This is a genomic window from Xanthomonas sp. CFBP 8151 (genome assembly GCF_011761885.1).
Taxonomy (GTDB): Bacteria; Pseudomonadota; Gammaproteobacteria; order Xanthomonadales; family Xanthomonadaceae; genus Xanthomonas; species Xanthomonas arboricola_B.
Genome location: NZ_JAASQZ010000002.1, coordinates 1,390,851 through 1,407,501 on the forward strand (window position 1 = coordinate 1,390,851; position 16,651 = coordinate 1,407,501).

At 69.9% G+C, this 16,651-nt stretch carries 5 protein-coding genes; all 5 read left to right on the plus strand.

The window, feature by feature from the left end:
- Positions 1-119 precede the first annotated feature (119 nt).
- The 5 genes from FHT08_RS13930 (at position 120) to FHT08_RS13950 (ending at position 16,557) form a co-directional block, all read left to right on the plus strand.
- Complete coding sequence (locus FHT08_RS13930) at positions 120-5,447, plus strand: putative Ig domain-containing protein (RefSeq protein WP_343204149.1); 5,328 nt, start codon at positions 120-122, stop codon at positions 5,445-5,447.
- Between the two features lie 363 nt (positions 5,448-5,810).
- Positions 5,811-9,215 (plus strand): exodeoxyribonuclease V subunit gamma, encoded by a 3,405-nt coding sequence (recC, locus tag FHT08_RS13935; RefSeq protein WP_166775398.1) that lies wholly within the window; start codon positions 5,811-5,813, stop codon positions 9,213-9,215.
- Entirely contained in the window at positions 9,212-13,201 is a 3,990-nt protein-coding gene (locus FHT08_RS13940) for an exodeoxyribonuclease V subunit beta (protein ID WP_166775399.1), read from the plus strand. The genes recC and FHT08_RS13940 overlap by 4 nt, the downstream gene beginning before the upstream one ends.
- A 350-nt stretch (positions 13,202-13,551) precedes the next feature.
- Entirely contained in the window at positions 13,552-15,711 is a 2,160-nt protein-coding gene (recD, locus tag FHT08_RS13945; protein ID WP_166775400.1) for an exodeoxyribonuclease V subunit alpha, read from the plus strand.
- A gap of 333 nt (positions 15,712-16,044) precedes the next feature.
- Positions 16,045-16,557 (plus strand): hypothetical protein, encoded by a 513-nt coding sequence (locus tag FHT08_RS13950; protein ID WP_243849028.1) that lies wholly within the window; start codon positions 16,045-16,047, stop codon positions 16,555-16,557.
- The last annotated feature ends 94 nt before the right edge of the window (positions 16,558-16,651 follow it).

Consider the following 16,651-nt stretch of genomic DNA (forward strand, 5'->3'; position numbering starts at 1 on the left):
GCAGTCAGTTCCTGTTCAAATACGCTCGCAATGCCGAAGGGGAGACCCTCTAGGGCGGCATTGCCTTCAGGCACGAGGATCGTGCCGGCGCCGGGGGGCGCTCTCCAGGGGTGCGGATTGTGATCAAGCAGCGGAATTCTGTAACGGACGCCACCGGTGGCCTGATCCGTCTTGCCATCACGTTGGTGGTGCTCGCGGTGGCAATGCTGTTACCGGCCTGGGCCATGGCAGCGACGTCGCAGTATTGCCCGACGTTGAATGCGACCGTGGTTCAGGGCGGCTCTGTGGTCATCGACGTGACCAACTGCGACGGCCCGAACAATTTCGGCATCGGCTGGGACGGCGTACAACCGGCGCACGGCACGATCGTGATCAGTTCGCAGAGCGGGTCAGGCACGCAGACCGTCACCTATACGCACAATGGCGATTCGGCCACCAGCGACTCCTTTCCGCTGGCAGACGAAGACGGCGACACCATCACCGTCAACATCACCATTACCCCGGCGCTGTCGGCCAGCATCGCGGTGAGTCCTTCCAGCCGCAACGAAGACAGCGGCGCGTCATTTACCTACACGGTGACCCTGAGCCAGACCAGCAGCTCGGCGACCACGGTCAACCTCAGCAGCAGCGGCACGGCTACCAGCGGCACCGACTACACGGGCGCGCCGGCCAGCATCGTGGTACCCGCCAACGCCACCTCGGCCAGCTTTGCCGTCACCCCGGTCGCCGACACCACTGTAGAGGCCGACGAGACGGTCGTGATCAGCGTGGCCAGCGGCAGCGGCTATGGCATCGGCAGCCCGTCCAGCGCTACCGCCACCATCGTCAATGACGACTTTCCGACCGCATCGATCGCCGTGTCTCCGTCCAGCGTGGCCGAGGACGGTGCGGCCAATCTGATCTACACCGTCACGCTCGACCAGGCCGCGTCGAGCGCGGTGTCGGTTGTCTTCAGCGTTGGCGGCACGGCGACCTCGGGCACTGATTACGCGGCTGTGAGTTCGCCGCTGGTGATCGCCGCCGGCCAGACCAGCGGCACCATCACCATCAATCCCACCGCCGATGCCACCATCGAACCGGACGAGACCGTGGTGCTGACCCTTGCGAGCGGCACCGGCTACAACGTGGGTTCGCCCAACAGCGCCACCGGCACCATCCTCAATGACGACCAGCCGACGCTGTCGATCAACGACGTCTCGGTGAACGAAGGCAATGCCGGCACCACCAATGCCACCTTCACCATCTCGCTCAACCAGCCGGCCGGCGCCGGCGGCGTCAGCTTCGATATCGCCACCGCCGATGGCACCGCCACCGCCGGTGTGGACTACGTTGCCTCCAGCCTGACCGGGCAGACCATCCCCGCCGGCAGCAGCAGCGCCACCTTCACCGTGCTGATCAACGGCGACACGCTCAGCGAGCCCGACGAGACCTTCTTCGTCAACGTCAGCAACGTCGCCGGGGCGAGCGTGGGCGACAGCCAGGGCCAGGGCACGATCGTCAACGACGATGCGCTGCCTGCACTGTCGATCGACGACGTCAGCGTCAACGAAGGCAACAGCGGCACCACCACGGCCACCTTCACGGTGAGCCTGAGTATGGCCAGCGGCCAGACCGTGTCGGTCAATTACGCCACCGCCGATGGCACCGCCACCGCCGGCAGCGACTACGTCGCCCGCTCCGGTACGCTGACCTTCGCGCCGGGCGTCACCGCGCAGGGCGTGGCGATCACCGTCAATGGCGACACTGCGGTCGAATCCAACGAGACCTTCAGCGTCGGCCTGTCCGGCGCCAGCAACGCGAGCATCGCGCGCGCCACCGGTACCGGCACCATCGTCAACGACGACGTGGTGGTGACGGTTGGGCCGGCATCGCTGCCGGCGGCGACCGCGGGCAGCGCCTACAGCCAGACCCTGAGCGCCAGCGGCGGCACCGCGCCGTACACCTTTGCCATCACCGCCGGTGCGTTGCCGGCTGGGTTGACCCTGAGCGCTGCCGGCGTGCTGTCCGGCACGCCCACCGCCAGTGGCAGCTTCAATTTCACCGCGACCGCCACCGATAGCGGCGGCAGCCCCACCAGCGGCAACCGTGCCTACACGCTGACCGTGGCCGTGGCGACGACGACCTTGCCGGCGACCAACCTGCCGGCCGGCACCGCAGGCCAGGCCTATTCGAGCGCGCTCAATCCGGCGACCGGCGGCGTTACGCCTTACACCTACGCCGTCACCGCCGGTGCCCTGCCGGCGGGCATCACGCTCAACGGCAGCAGCGGCGCCCTGACCGGCACCCCCGGCAGCGTGGGCAGCTTCACCTTCAGCGTGACCGCCACCGACAGCACCACAGGCACGCCGTCGCAGGCCACGCGCGGCTACACGTTGACCATCGCCGCGCCGCCGATCGTGGTCGCGCCGTCCACGCTGCCGGCCGCCACGCGCGGCACGGCCTACAGCCAGGTGCTAAGCGCCAGCGGCGGCACCGCGCCGTACACCTACGCGCTCGCCAGCGGCACGTTGCCGGCCGGTATCACCCTGGCCAGCAACGGCACGCTGTCGGGCACCGCCACGGTGGAAGGCAGCTTCAACTTCACAGTGACCGCGACCGATGCGGGCAGTTTCACCGGCAATCAGGCCTATGCACTGACCGTGGCCGGCCCGAACCTGGCGCTGCCGGCCAGCACCTTGCCGGCAGGCACGGCCGGGCAGGGGTACTCCGCGGCGATCACGCCGGCCACCGGCGGCACTGCGCCCTACAGCTACGCATTGACCGGCGGCGTCCTGCCGGCGGGTGTGGTCGTGGATGCGGCGACCGGCGCCCTCAGCGGCACGCCGACCGTGGCGGGCACGTTCAACTTCACCCTGACCGTGTCCGACAGCACGCCAAGCCCGGCGGCGCAGGCCAGCCGCAGCTACACGCTGACCATCGCTGCACCTGTGGTCGTGATCGCGCCGTCCACGCTGCCGGCCGCCACGCGTGGCACGGCCTACAGCCAGGTGCTGAGCGCCAGCGGCGGCACCGCCCCGTACACCTACACGCTCGCCAGCGGCACGTTGCCGTCCGGCATCACGCTGGCCAGCAACGGCACGCTGTCGGGCACCGCCACGGTGGAAGGCAGCTTCAACGTCACCGTGACCGCGACCGACGCGAACGCCTTCACCGCTGCGCAGGCCTATGCACTGACGGTGGCCGGCCCGAACCTGGTGCTGCCGGCCAGCACCTTGCCGGCAGGCACGGCCGGGCAGGCGTATGCGGCGACGATTGCCCCGGCCGCCGGCGGCACAGCGCCTTACAGCTACGCACTGACAGCAGGCGCATTACCCAATGGCGTTGTGCTCGACGCTGCGACCGGCGGGCTCAGCGGCACGCCGACCTTGTCCGGCACGTTCAACTTCACCCTGACCGCGACCGACAGCACGCCCAGCCCCGCCGCCCAGGCCAGCCAGCGCTATGCGGTCACCATTGCAGCGGCGACGCTGGTGCTGGCGCAACCGACCCTGCCACCGGCGGTGCGCGGCAGCGCGTACAACCAGGTGCTCACGGCCAGTGGCGGCATTGCGCCCTATCGCTACAGCATCGCCAGCGGCACGCTGCCGGCCGGCCTGACGCTGGCCAGCGACGGCACGCTGTCGGGCACGCCGACGACGCAGGGCACCTCGGCCTTCACCATCGCGGTGGCCGATGCCGGCAATGCCAGCGCCACCCAGGCCTACAGCTTCACGGTGAACGATGCGGCGCCGGTGGCGGTGGCGGATGTGGCGGCCACCATGAGCGATGCTGCGGTGACGGTGGCGGTGACCGCCAACGACACCGGCAACATCACGGCGATCGCCATTGCCGCTGCGCCCACCAACGGCACCGCCGTGGTCAACGGGCTGGAGCTGGTCTACACGCCGGCCGCCGGTTTCGTCGGCACCGATGTGGTGAGCTACACGGTCACCGGTAGCGGCGGCACCTCGGCGGCGGCCACGTTGACCATTGCGGTCAATGCGCGGCCGGTCGCGGTGTCGGTCGCTGCTGCGGCAGTGCCGGGCGAGGCGCAACAGGTCGACCTGACCCGCAATGCCACTGGCGGGCCGTTCGTGGCGGCGGCCGTGGTCGCGGTGCTGCCTGCGTCGGCCGGTACCGCCACCATCACCCGTGTCGGCGGTGCCTCGGCAGCGGCCCGTGCGTCCGGCCCATCGCCAGCGGCGGTTGTCGACGGACCCACCTTCACCCTGACCTTTACGCCCAACCCGGCCTTTGTCGGCCAGGCCACGGTGCAGTTCACCTTGTCCAATGCGTATGCCACCTCGGTGCCGGCCAACGTGGTGTTCACCATCGCGCCGCGTCGCGACCCAAGCGTGGATGCGGAAGTGCGTGGCCTGATCGATGCGCAGTCCGAGTCCACGCGGCGTTTTGCGCGGGCGCAGATCGACAACTTCCAGCGCCGTCTGGAAGCCACCCATCGCGGCGGCGGCACCTTCAGCAACGCGGTGAGCTTCCAGCCGACCTCGCATTGCCGTCAGGCCGACCGCGGCATCAGTGCGCAGCCCTGCAGCCCGGACACGCAGGAGGCCGACAACGACTTCCGCGATGCGCCGGCAGTGGCCAGCAGCGGCAACAGCGCTGCGCAGGGCCAGGGCGATCTGGGGCTGTGGGTGGGTGGTGCGATCCGCTCGGGCAGCCTGGACAAGCAGTCCAACAGCAACGGGGTGGACTTCCAGACCGACGGCCTGAGCGTGGGCGCCGATTACCGGGTGGCGCAGTCGCTGGCGATCGGTGCGGGCCTGGGGTGGGGCCGTGACGACAGCGATGTGGGCAGGAACGGCAGCCACTCCAAGGCCGCCGCCTACACCATGGCGTTGTATGCCAGCTTCCATCCGGGCAAGGCGTTCTTCTTCGACACCCTGGTCGGCTACCAGCTGCTGTCCTACGACCTGCGCCGCTATGTCACCGACGACGCCTCGATGGCCGAAGGCAGCCGCGACGGCAAGCAGTGGATCGCCTCGCTGTCCACCGGTGCGGACCTGCAACGCGGCGAGCTGCAGATCACCCCGTATGCGCGTGTGGATGTGGCGCGCGCCACGCTGGATGGCTATGTCGAGGATGGCGTGGCGCCGTTCGCGCTGCGCTATGACGACATGGACGTGGCCACCACCACCGGCAACCTGGGTCTGCGCCTGGAATGGCGCCGCGAAGTGGCCTGGGGCCGGCTGACCCCGCAGTTGCGCGTGGAATATCAGCGCGACTTCCAGGGCCGCGGCGATGCCACGCTGAGCTATGCCGATCTGAACGGCGGGCCGTTCTACCGCGCAGGCCAGAGCGCGTTCGATCGCAACCGCCTGATGGTCGGCATCGGCGCGGCGTTGCTGACCGAGCAGGGCCTGTCGACGCGGCTGGAATACCGCGGCATCACCGATGGCGACAGCAACAACGACCAGACCTGGATGATCAACCTGGAAAAGAAATACTGATCGTCTCCAGCGTCCTGCATCAGGCCAATGCGATGGGCCGGGCGAACATCCCGGCCCATCGCTTTTTGTGATGCCGCTGCAGGGGTATTGGATAGCGGCGCCGGCGCTCTGCTGCGCGTTGGTCGACGGTGGCTCGCAAAGACACCGCCGGGCGCAGCGGCCGCGCTGCATCGAGGGCACTCCGCAACCCGGTCGCGCCTGCTGCATGTGAGTGGAATCAACTCCGCAGCGCGTCGGCCGTCGATCGCCAAGGTCGGCCTCGCGCTTGCCCACCCAGTACGGCCCGAACACGGCGCCGATCGCTACATGCCGATTCTGGGCAAACAGCGCAGTACGGTCGCATCCGGCACAATGCACGCACGCATGCACGCCACTTCCGCGCCCGATTTCCGCCTCTATCCCTCAAATGCGCTGGATACGCTGGCTGCCTTGCTCGCACAGGAGCTGCGCCGGCCGGTGCCGGAGCAGCCGTTGCTGCAGCCGGAGGTGGTGCTGATTCCGCAGGTGGCGATGCGGCGCTGGTTGCAGTCCACGCTGGCGGCCGAGCACGGGGTGGCGGCGAACCTGGAATTCCTCACTCCCGGCGAATTCGTCGCGCGCGCGCTGGAATGCAATCTCGGCCCGGCCGACGACGATCTGGACATGGCCACCACGCAGTGGCGCCTGTATGCCGCGTTGCAGGCCGATCTGGGCAGCGACGCGGCGTTGGCGCCATTGGCCGGTTATCTGTCCGATGGCGATGCGCTCAAACCCTGGGCGCTGGCCGGGGAGCTGGGCAATGTGTTCGAGAAGTACCAGGCCTGGCGACGCGACTGGTTGCTGCGCTGGGAAGGCGGCGCCGACCCCGATGATCCGCAGGCGCGCCTGTGGCGCAGCATCGCCGCCGGCCGGCAATACCGCGCGCGCCGCATCGGCCAGTATCTGGACCGCTACGCACGCCCGGACGGTCCGCTGCCGCAGGGCCTGCCCAGGCGCCTGTTCGCCTTCGCCATCTTGAATATCTCGCCCGACGTGCTGCGCGTGCTGGCCACGCAGGCGCGCGTGGGCACGCTGCATTTCTATCTGCCCACGCCCACGCAAGGTTACTGGGGCGACCTGCAGACCCTGTGGCAGCGCCGTCGCGAAGACGGTGCGGTGCAGCTGTTTGCCGAGCAGGTGCAGGAGAACCCGCTGCTGCAGGCCTGGGGCGCGGCCGGGCGCGACTTCATGGCGTTGGTCGGCGACTACGAGGTGGTGCACCCGCTGGCCGAGATCGCCGCCTATGCCGACCCGCTGGAATCCGGCCGCCGCGCACTGGCCGCCGGCGGCCTGGGCGACAGCCTGCTGCGGCGCATGCAGAGCGACCTGTTCCATCGCCGCGCGCCCAGCGTGCCTGCCGTGTTGCCGGCGGTGAATCTGCACGACCCCAGCCTGCAGGTGCATGCCTGCCACACCCGCCTGCGCGAGCTGCAGGTGCTGCACGACCAGCTGCGCGCCTTGCTCGACGATGCGCGCTTCGACCCGCCGCTGCAGCCGCGCGAGATCGCGGTGCTGTCGCCAAATATCGACCCGTACGTGCCGTACCTGGATGCGGTGTTCGGCAGCCACGGCAACGACGACGCGCTGCCCTATGCGCTGGCCGATGCCAGCCCGTTGGCCAGCGAGCCGCTGGCCGAAGTGTTCCTCACCTTGCTCGGCCTGCCGATCGCACGCTTCGGCCTGCACGAAATTCTCGATTTGCTCGCCAGTGCGCCGATCGCCGAGGCCGCCGGCCTGGACGAAGCCGGGCTGGAACGTCTGCGCGGCTGGCTGCATGCGGCCGGCGCGCGCTGGGGGCTGGACGCGGCGCATCGGCGCCAGCATCAGGCACCGAGCGACGACGCCTACACCTGGCGCTTCGCGCTGGACCGGCTGCTGCTCGGCCATGCCAGCGGCGCCGACGACGATATCGAGGGCGTGGCGCCATGGCCGCAGCTGGAAGGTAGCGCGCTGGCCGCACTGGATATCCTGTTGAAGCTGCTGCGCGTGCTCGAACGCCACCAGTCCGTGTTGGCCAAAGCGATGACGCCGGTCCAGTGGCGCGAGCGTCTGCTCGACCTGCTGGAGGCACTGATTCCAAAAGCGCCCTCGGCACCGCGTGCGCAGCGCGCGCTGGACCGCCTGCGTAGCTTGATCGACCAGTTCGCCCGCGATGCGGTGCGCGCCGAGTACGCAGGCACCGTGCCGGCCGAGGTGGTGCGCGCGCATTTTGCCGCGGTGCTGGGCGAGTCGGACACGCGTGCGCCGCTGCTCACCGGCGGCATCAGTTTCGGCCGCATGGTGCCGATGCGCTTGCTGCCGTTCCGCGCGATCTGCCTGCTCGGCATGAACGATGGCGACTTCCCGCGCCGCGACCCGGCCGCCGGGCTCAATCGCCTCACTGCCGAGTTAGGCACCGAGCGTCGCCGCCACGGCGACCGTTCGACCCGCGAGGACGACAGGTTCCTGTTCCTGCAGTTGTTCGCCTCCGCGCAGGAGGTGTTCTACCTGAGCTATCTCGGTGCCGATGCGCGCGATGGCAGCGCGCGCGAACCGTCGGTGCTGGTCAGCGAACTGCTGGGCAGTGCCGCGCAGTACCACGCCGACCCGGCGGCAATCGACACGCTGGTGGTGCACCACCCGTTGCAGCCATTTGCCGCTGCCGCTTTCGGTGCGCCGGGCGATCACGGCGCCGACCCGCGCCGTTTCAGTTATCGCCGGCAGTGGCGCCCCGCGGTGGACAGCCTGGTCGGCCAGCGCCAGCCGCTGGCGCCGTGGGTGGCTGGTGCGTTGCCGGCCGATGACATCGCAGTGCCGGCCAGCGTCTCGATCGACGAGCTGCGCCGCCTGTTCGCCGACCCGGCCGGGCAGTTCCTGCGCCAACGCCTGGGAATGCGCTTGCCGGATCCGGCCGGCGAAGACAGCGATCTGGAACCGCTGCTCGCGCCCACGCGCGGGCTGGAGCAATACGGCCTGCAGCAGCATGTGTTCGACGCCGCGCTGGCCGGCGACACCGAGCGGCTCTACGAGCGCCTGCGCGCCCGCGCGCTGCTGCCGTCCGGGCCGCTGGGCCGCCGCCAGCTCGACGAGCGGGTGGCGCAACTGCGCCCGTATGCCGAGGCATTCCGGCACTGGCGTGGCGAAGCGCCGGCGCAGTCGCGCCGGCTGCAGGTGCAGATCGGCCAGACCGAGGTGCACGGCCGCGTGCCCGGCTGGTATGCGAGCGGGGTGGGGCGGGTGCAGGTGGGCGCGCTCAGCGGCCGCAGCGCGATCCGCCACGGCCTGGAGTGGCTGCTGCTGCGCGCCGCCGGTGAGCACGCGCCCTACGTGCGGTTCTTTGAAGACGAAGACGGTTTAGGCCCGCATCCCATCGATGCCGAACCGCTGTCGCAGAGCCAGGCGCAGGGCGCGTTGGCCGCCCTGCTGCAGGTGTATCGGCAGGGCTTGCAGACGCCGCTGGCGTTTGCGCCCTACAGCAGCTGGAAATATCACCAGGCCGCGCGCAACGACGACCTGGACAAGGCCATCAAGGACGCCGCCGGGCAGTGGCAATCCAGTTTCGGCTGGAGCGAATCGCACAGCCCGGAACTGCGCCTGGTCAACCGCGGCCGCGACCCGTTCGCCGACGCGCAGCGCTTTGCCGATTTCGCCATCACCAGCCACCGCGTGTACGGCCTGCTCGAGCACGGCAATGCGGACGCGACGCTGGATCCGGAGCGTCTGATCGAGAGCTGGCGCCACTGGCACGGCGCGCAGGAAGAGGCCGAATGAGCGCCAGCCCGGTCACCGACCCGTATCTGCACCTGCCGCTGCATGGCGTACGCCTGATCGAGGCCAGCGCCGGCACCGGCAAGACCTTCACCCTGGCCACGCTGTTCACCCGGCTGGTGGTGGAGCGCGGGCTGCGCATCGGACAGATCCTGGCGGTGACCTTCACCGAGGCCGCCACCCAGGAACTGCGCCGCCGCATCCGCGAGCGCCTGGTGCTGGCCGCAACCCTGGTCCCCGATGCCCCCGTAGGAGCGGCCCCGGCCGCGACCGAGCTGTCCGCAACGCCGGTGCCTAATGGCGCATCTGCTTTTGTAGGAGCGGCCCCGGCCGCGACCGACCTCGCCGATGACCCGTCGCGGCCAGGTCCGCTCCTACAGGACGCGCCCGATGTGCTGCTTACGCGCGCCATCCTCGCCACCCACCTGGCCACCGGCACCGAAACACCCGCCGCCCTGCGCCGCCGCCTGCAGCAGGCGGTGGAAGAAATCGACCTGGCCGCCGTGTTCACCATCCACGGCTTCTGCGCGCGCGTGCTGCGCGAGCATGCGCTGGAAAGCGGCCAGGCCTTCGCCGCACCGGAACTGCTCGCCAACGACCGCGAACTGCTGGGCGAAGTTGCCGCCGATCTCTGGCGCCAGCGCGCCGCCGATGCGGCAATGGCCGAAGACCTGATCGCGCTGTGGTCGGGCGGCCCGGAGGCATTGGCCAGCGATCTGCGCGCGCTGGTGCGCCATCCAACGCTGCTGCCGGCGCCCGCCACAACACACGACGATTCCGTTGCGCTGCTGCAAGCGGTGCAAGCCGCCAGCGCCGCATTGGCCGCGGCATTCCAGACCCACGGCACCGCGTTTTTCGACACTCTCATGGCTGCCATCGACGGCGGCATGCTGAGCAAGGTCAGCTACAAACCGGAGTGGCTGGCAGCGCTGTGGCATTGGTTCGACAGCTTCGCCGCCGCGCCATCGGTCACCACCGCCCCGCACGCCAAGCTGATCAAGTTGACCGCTGCTGAACTGGCCGCCGGCACCAACAAGAAGTTCGTCGATCGCACCCCGGCCTCGCCGCTGAGCCACGCGATCGACGGCTATCTCACCGCGCTGGCCCGTGTCGAAGAATGGCGCACACGTCGCCGCATCGACCTGCTGCACGCGCTGCGCGACGATGCCATCGCACGGCTGGCACTGCTCAAGCGCCAGCGCCGCGTGCAGACCTACGACGACCTGGTCGATGGTGTCGCGCACGCGCTGGAAGGCGCGCAGGCGCAGGCGCTGGTCACGCGGCTGCGCGGGCAATACGCCATCGCGCTGGTGGACGAATTCCAGGACACCGACGACCGCCAGTGGGCGATCTTCTCCAACGTGTTCGGCGAAGGCCCGCGCGCACGCGCGGCCGGCCTGGAGCCGGCGCTGTTTCTGATCGGCGACCCCAAGCAGGCCATCTACGGCTTCCGTGGCGGCGACGTGCGCACCTATCTGGCCGCCGCCGTCACTGCCGAACTCGCCCCGCCGCTGAGCCACAACTTCCGCTCGCGCCCGGGCGTGCTGGCGGCCATCGACGCCTTGTACGCGCAGGCCGGCTACGGCGATGCCTTCCTCACCGATGGCATCGCCTTCCACCCGGTGCGGCCCGGCACCAAGCGGGCGGATGCCGACCTGCAACGCGATGGCGGCCCCGCCCCGGCGCTGACGCTGTGGCGCGCCCCGGAACCGCCGCCGCCACCTGCCGCGGCAGCGGCAAAAACCAAGCAAGCAGGAAAGCCCAAACCCTGGAGCGCCAACCGCGCCCGCGAGCTGGCCACCGCCGCCTGCGCGGCGGCGATCCGCGGCTGGCTGGCCGGTGGCCGCGACGGCACCGCCACCGTCACTGGCCGCCCGGTGCAGGCCGGCGATATCGCCGTGCTGGTGCGCAGCCACGGCGAGGCCACGCGCATGCAGCAGGCGCTGGGCGCGGTGGGCATCCCCGCCGTGGCGGCCGGCAAGCAGAGCCTGTTCGCCACCGACGAGGCGCTGGAGCTGCTGGCCCTGCTGCAGGCCTTGCTCGACCCGGGCGACGACAGCCGCCTGCGCGCCGCGCTGGCCACCGTGCTGATCGGCGCGGACGCCGCCGCCATCGCCGCGCTCGCGCACGACGGCGAGCGTCACCGCCGCTGGCAGCAGCAGGCGCTGGACTGGCGCGAGCGCTGGCAACGCGGTGGCCCGCTCGCCCTGATCGGCGACCTGGGCGCCGCGCACGGGCAACGCCTGCTCGCCCTGGTCGATGGCGAGCGCCGCCTCACCAACTACCTGCAGCTGGCCGAACTGCTGCAGGAGGCCGACGCCCGCGCGCTCGGCCCGCATGGCCTGGTCGACTGGTTGTCGCGCCGCATCGCCAATGCCGACGACAACGACGAAGCCCAGCAACTGCGGCTGGAGTCGGACGCACGCCGCGTGCAGATCGTCACCCTGCACAAGAGCAAGGGCCTGGAATATCCGCTGGTGTTCCTGCCGTACATCGGCATCGGCCGCAGCGACAAGGGCGCCGGCCGCCATTGCGTGGTGCATGCGCCGGAGCTTGGCCGCCAGCTGCACTGGAAGACTGATAAAGACGACCCAACCTGGAGCGCCGCCGAAGCGGCCTGGAAGCAGGAACAACGCGCCGAAGACGCACGCCTGCTCTACGTCGGCCTGACCCGTGCCGAGCACGCGCTGTGGATCGCCAGCGGCCCGTTCCACCAGCACGAGCGCACCGCACTGTCTGGCATGCTGCGCGCGCTGGACGCGCTGCAGGGCGCGGCCGGCGAGGGCGCAGTGGTGGTGGACACCTCCACGCCACCGGCCAACCTGCCGCGCCTGCCGCCGCCGGTCGAGGCGCAGGTGCCGCCCGCGCGCGCCCCGCAGCGGCATATCGCACCGGAGTGGTGGGTCTACAGCTTCACCCAACTGGCCAATGCCGATGCCGGCGCCGCCACCGACCCAATGGCCAGCGCCACGGTGGTCGGCAGTGGCGGCAGCGACGAGCCGTCCGGCAGCGAGGCCGTTGCGGTGGCCGCCGAAGTCGACACCTTCGACCCGCGCTTTGCCGGCAACCGCTTCGGCGTGGTGATGCACGACGTGTTCGAGCGCTGCGACTTCGCCGCCTGGCAGGCCTGGCGCCCCGGCCTGCCCGCACCCGAGGGCCAGGCCGCCGCCATCCTCGAGGCGCTGCAACGCGGCGGCTACGTCGAGAAGGAATGGGACGACGGCCTGGCCATGCTCACCGCGCTGATCGGCCACACCCTCACCGTGGCCCTGCCCGAAGGCACCACCCTGGCCGCCGTGCCCGCGCCGCAGCGCCGCAACGAGATGGAATTCCACTTCGCCATGCGGCCCACCCGCGTCGATGCACTGCTCGCACTGCTGCATCGCTTCGGCGTGGTCGGCGACCGCCAGGCGTTCGGTATGCGCCAGCGGCTGGAAGGCCTGATGACCGGCCTGATCGACCTCACCTACACCATGGACGGCCGCTGGTACGTGCTCGACTACAAATCCAACCGCCTGCCCAGCTACGACGCCGACGCCCTGGCCCGCGCCATGGCGCACAGCGAGTACGAGTTGCAGGCGCTGATCTACACCGTCGCCCTGCACCGCTGGCTGCGTTTCCGCCTGGGCGATGGCTACGACTACGCCCGCGACTTCGGCGGCGTGCGCTACCTGTTCTGCCGCGGCCTGTACGCCACCCGCAACCCCGCAGCCGACTCCAGCTCCATCCTCGGTTCCGGTTCTGACTCCGGTTTCGACTCCAACTCCAACTCCGGTTCCGACTCGGACTCCGTCAATGGAGCCAGCTCCATCTCCGATTCGGGTTTCGACTCCGACGCCGGCGTCGACGCCGTCAACCGCGCCACGCCCGCACCCGGCATCCACGCCTGGCGCTTCGACCCGGCGCTGGTCCAAGCCCTGGACGCCCTGTTCGCCGGCAGCGCCCCGGAGCCGACATCCAGCAACCCAGGCATGCCCGATGCCCGCTAGCGCACAGCCCCTTACCGCTGACGCACCAAAGCTCCGCTCCCCCCGGGGCGATAAGGCACTGGTTGCGTGCCACTGGCGCGCGTGCCTTGGAGCGCCCGCGCCGCTGGCGCGGGCTGGGGCGCGGAGCGGGAGTTGGGGTGAGGGTACGTCCGCCGCCGAAGCATCCAAGCCATGACCCAACAGACCGCACGCCCGATCAGCGCTGTGCACACGCCCCGCTCCCCGCGGGGCGGGCAGACCCCGCTTGCGCACACTGGCGCGCGTGCCTGGCAGTGTCTGCGACACGTGCGTGCCGGGGCGCGTAGCGGAGGTTGGGGTGAGGGCGCCTGCGCCCGGGAGGCGTCCACCCCATGAACCACCCAACCCTCTTCAACGCCCTGATCAAGGCCGACGCCCTGCGCCCGCTGGATCTGGCCTTCGCCCAGAGCCTGCAACGCCTGGCCCCGGACACCGCCCCCGAGGTGTTGGCCGGCGCCGCACTCGCCTCGCTGGCCGTCACCAGCGGCCACGCAGGGCTGGACCCCAGCCGCGCCGGCATGCTGCTGGACGCGCGCGAGGGCCCAGCGCCCGCACTCCCGGACCCGGGCGATTGGCAACGCACCCTGGCCGCCTCGCGCTGGGTCGACCAACCGAATCCGCAAGATCCCGCCGCCGCCGACTGCCCGCTGGTCCTGGAACACGGTCTGCTCTACCTGCGCCGCTACCGCGAGTACGAACGCCGCCTGGCGCTGGGCCTGCAACGCATTGCCGCCCAGTCGCCGCCGCCCTTCGACGCCGCCACGCTGGCACCGCTGTTCGTGCAGTTATTCCCGAACGCAGCCGCCTCATCCCCTCTCCCCCCGGGAGAGGGTGCCCGAAGGGCGGGTGAGGGGACGGGCCTGCCCGAGCCATCCGTCGACCAGGAAGGTACGGCCCCACCGGCCCTATCCCACCACCCAGACCGCCAGGCCCAGGCCGCCGCCCTGGCGCTGCGCCGCACCCTGCTGCTGGTCACCGGCGGCCCCGGCACCGGCAAGACCACCACCATCGCCCGCCTGCTGCTGCTGCGCATCGCCCAGGCACACGCATCCAACACCCCGGCCCCGCGCATCGCCCTGGCCGCGCCCACCGGCCGCGCCGCCGAGCGCATGGCCGAAAGCCTGCGCTTAGCAGTCGCGCGCGCCATCGCCAACGGCATCGACCCGGCCCTGGCCGATGCCCTGCCCAGCGGCGCCAGCACCCTGCATCGCCTGCTCGGCGTCATCCCGGATTCCCCGCACTTCCGCCACAACGCCGACAACCCGCTGCCGTTGGACCTGATCGTCGTCGACGAAGCCTCCATGGTCGACCTGCCGCTGATGTGCAAGCTGGTCGAAGCCGTGGCCGATGGCACCCAGCTGATCCTGCTCGGCGACGCCGACCAGCTGCCCTCGGTGGAAGCCGGCGACGTGCTCGCCGCCATCCTGCAGGCTGCCGGCCCCGGCGACGCCCTGCAGCCGCAGGACGCACAGGCGCTGCAAGCGCTGCTCGGCAACGCGCCCGGCGACACCACGCCCGGCGCCAGCCACGGCGGCGGCCTGGCCGGCCACCGCGTGCACCTGCTGCGCGGCTACCGGCAGGCGGACGACTTCGCACTGGCCCCATTGGCCGACGCCGTGCGCGCCGGCGACGCCGACACCGCCCTGGCCCTGCTGCGCAGCGGCGAGCTGGCCGGCGTGCACTTCCACGAAGATGGCGAAGACCCGCTCACCCTGGGCCGCGACGCACTGCTCGCGCACTGGCGCGCGCTGGCCGACGCGCAAGACCCGGCCGCCGCCCTGCGCGATGCCGCGCGCCTGCGCCTGCTCACCGCCGTGCGCGCCGGCCCGCAGGGCGCACGCGGCCTCAACGCCCGTATCGAACAACTGCTGGCCGAAACCGGCTCCGGCGCGCGCCGCCTCGGCGCCGCCTCGCCCTGGTTCCAGGGCCGCCTGCTGCTGATCACCGAAAACAGCTACCGGCACGGCCTGTTCAACGGCGACGTCGGCATCTGCCTGCGCAGCGAAGCAAGTCCCTCTCCGGGGCGCAGCGACGAAGGCGCCTCTTCAGGGCCAGGCCAGCCCGGCGGCACCGCCAGCCGCCGCGACCCAGGAACCGACAGCCGTGCCCAAGGCCCGTTGGTCGCCTGGTTCGAAGGCGACGGCGACGGCCAGGTGCGCGGCTTCCACCCCGCCGCACTGCCCGCGCACGAAAGCGCCTTCGCCATGACCGTGCACAAGGCCCAGGGCAGCGAATTCGACACCGTCTGGCTGCAACTGCCCACCCGCGACGCCCGCGTGCTCAGCCGCGAACTGCTCTACACCGGCATCACCCGCGCCCGCCGCGCCCTGCACCTGGCCGGCAGCGAGGCGGTCATCCGCAGCGCGCTGGCCCGGCATGCCGCGCGCATCTCGGGTCTGGCGTGGCGGTTGGGTGCGCAGCAGCAGGCGGTACTCGCCAAGCCAGCAATAGACCCATCTACTGCGTTGCCCGTGCAGGGGTCGTTGTTCTGATGGACGCGAGCCGGCGCGATGGCAGGATCACTTACGGCAAAGCGGCACGTTCGCCCATCACGATCACCGTGAATACCTGGATAGCGGGTGTTTGCCGACAACGAGTTGCCTCCAAAGGCAGTTATTCGAAATTCTCGGATAACTGCCGCCTACGGCAAGAGTGCACGTTGAATTGAAAGATCGCGCCGAGGATGAGTCGCCATTGCCGTCTGCCCGGGAGTCGCCTGCCAAGGTGGTTCCATCCGTCCAGGGCTCGTTGTTCCGATGACCCCAAGCCGGGGATGTCGCGTAAGAACGCATCGCAAGCAAGCGCTTGCGCTAGGGAGGTGAATGATGAAAGCAGTATGGATTCTTGGGACGGTTGCGCTGGCGACGTGCTTCGCCGCTACTGCGGCCGGGAGGCTGGATATCAAACTCCAGAACGTACAGACAGCGCATACAGCGGCAGCTGGAGCTTCAGTCTTAGTCACGATGTCCAACACAGGTGACCAGCCCATCGAGCTAACTGCGGCGTATGTTCCAGACGTAGATAAAAGCGGGAGATTGCAGACCAATCTGTTCAAGGTCATGCAAGAGGATGGCAGCCCTGTCGACTATCGCGGCATCTATGTACGCAACGTCCGCGGTTCCACGCCATCGCTTGTTCTGATGCCGGGGCAGTCAATCGTCAAGACGATCGATCTGTCGCGGAGTTACCAGATCATGCCCGGGCGTAAGTACTCGGTGGCGGTACACCCGTTTGTGCGTTATCGGGAGCAGTCGGAATCAAAAAGTAAAAGCACCTCAGCCGATATGGCGTCTCTGAAGACTGCTACATCCAACAGCATCGAGATCACACCTCGATAGGTCAGCGACGTATAGGCGAACCTACGCCTGGCCCCGGCATATTGAGATGTGGCTGATGATTCCGCATAGATTGGCTTCGGCTGCGTCGGTAGGG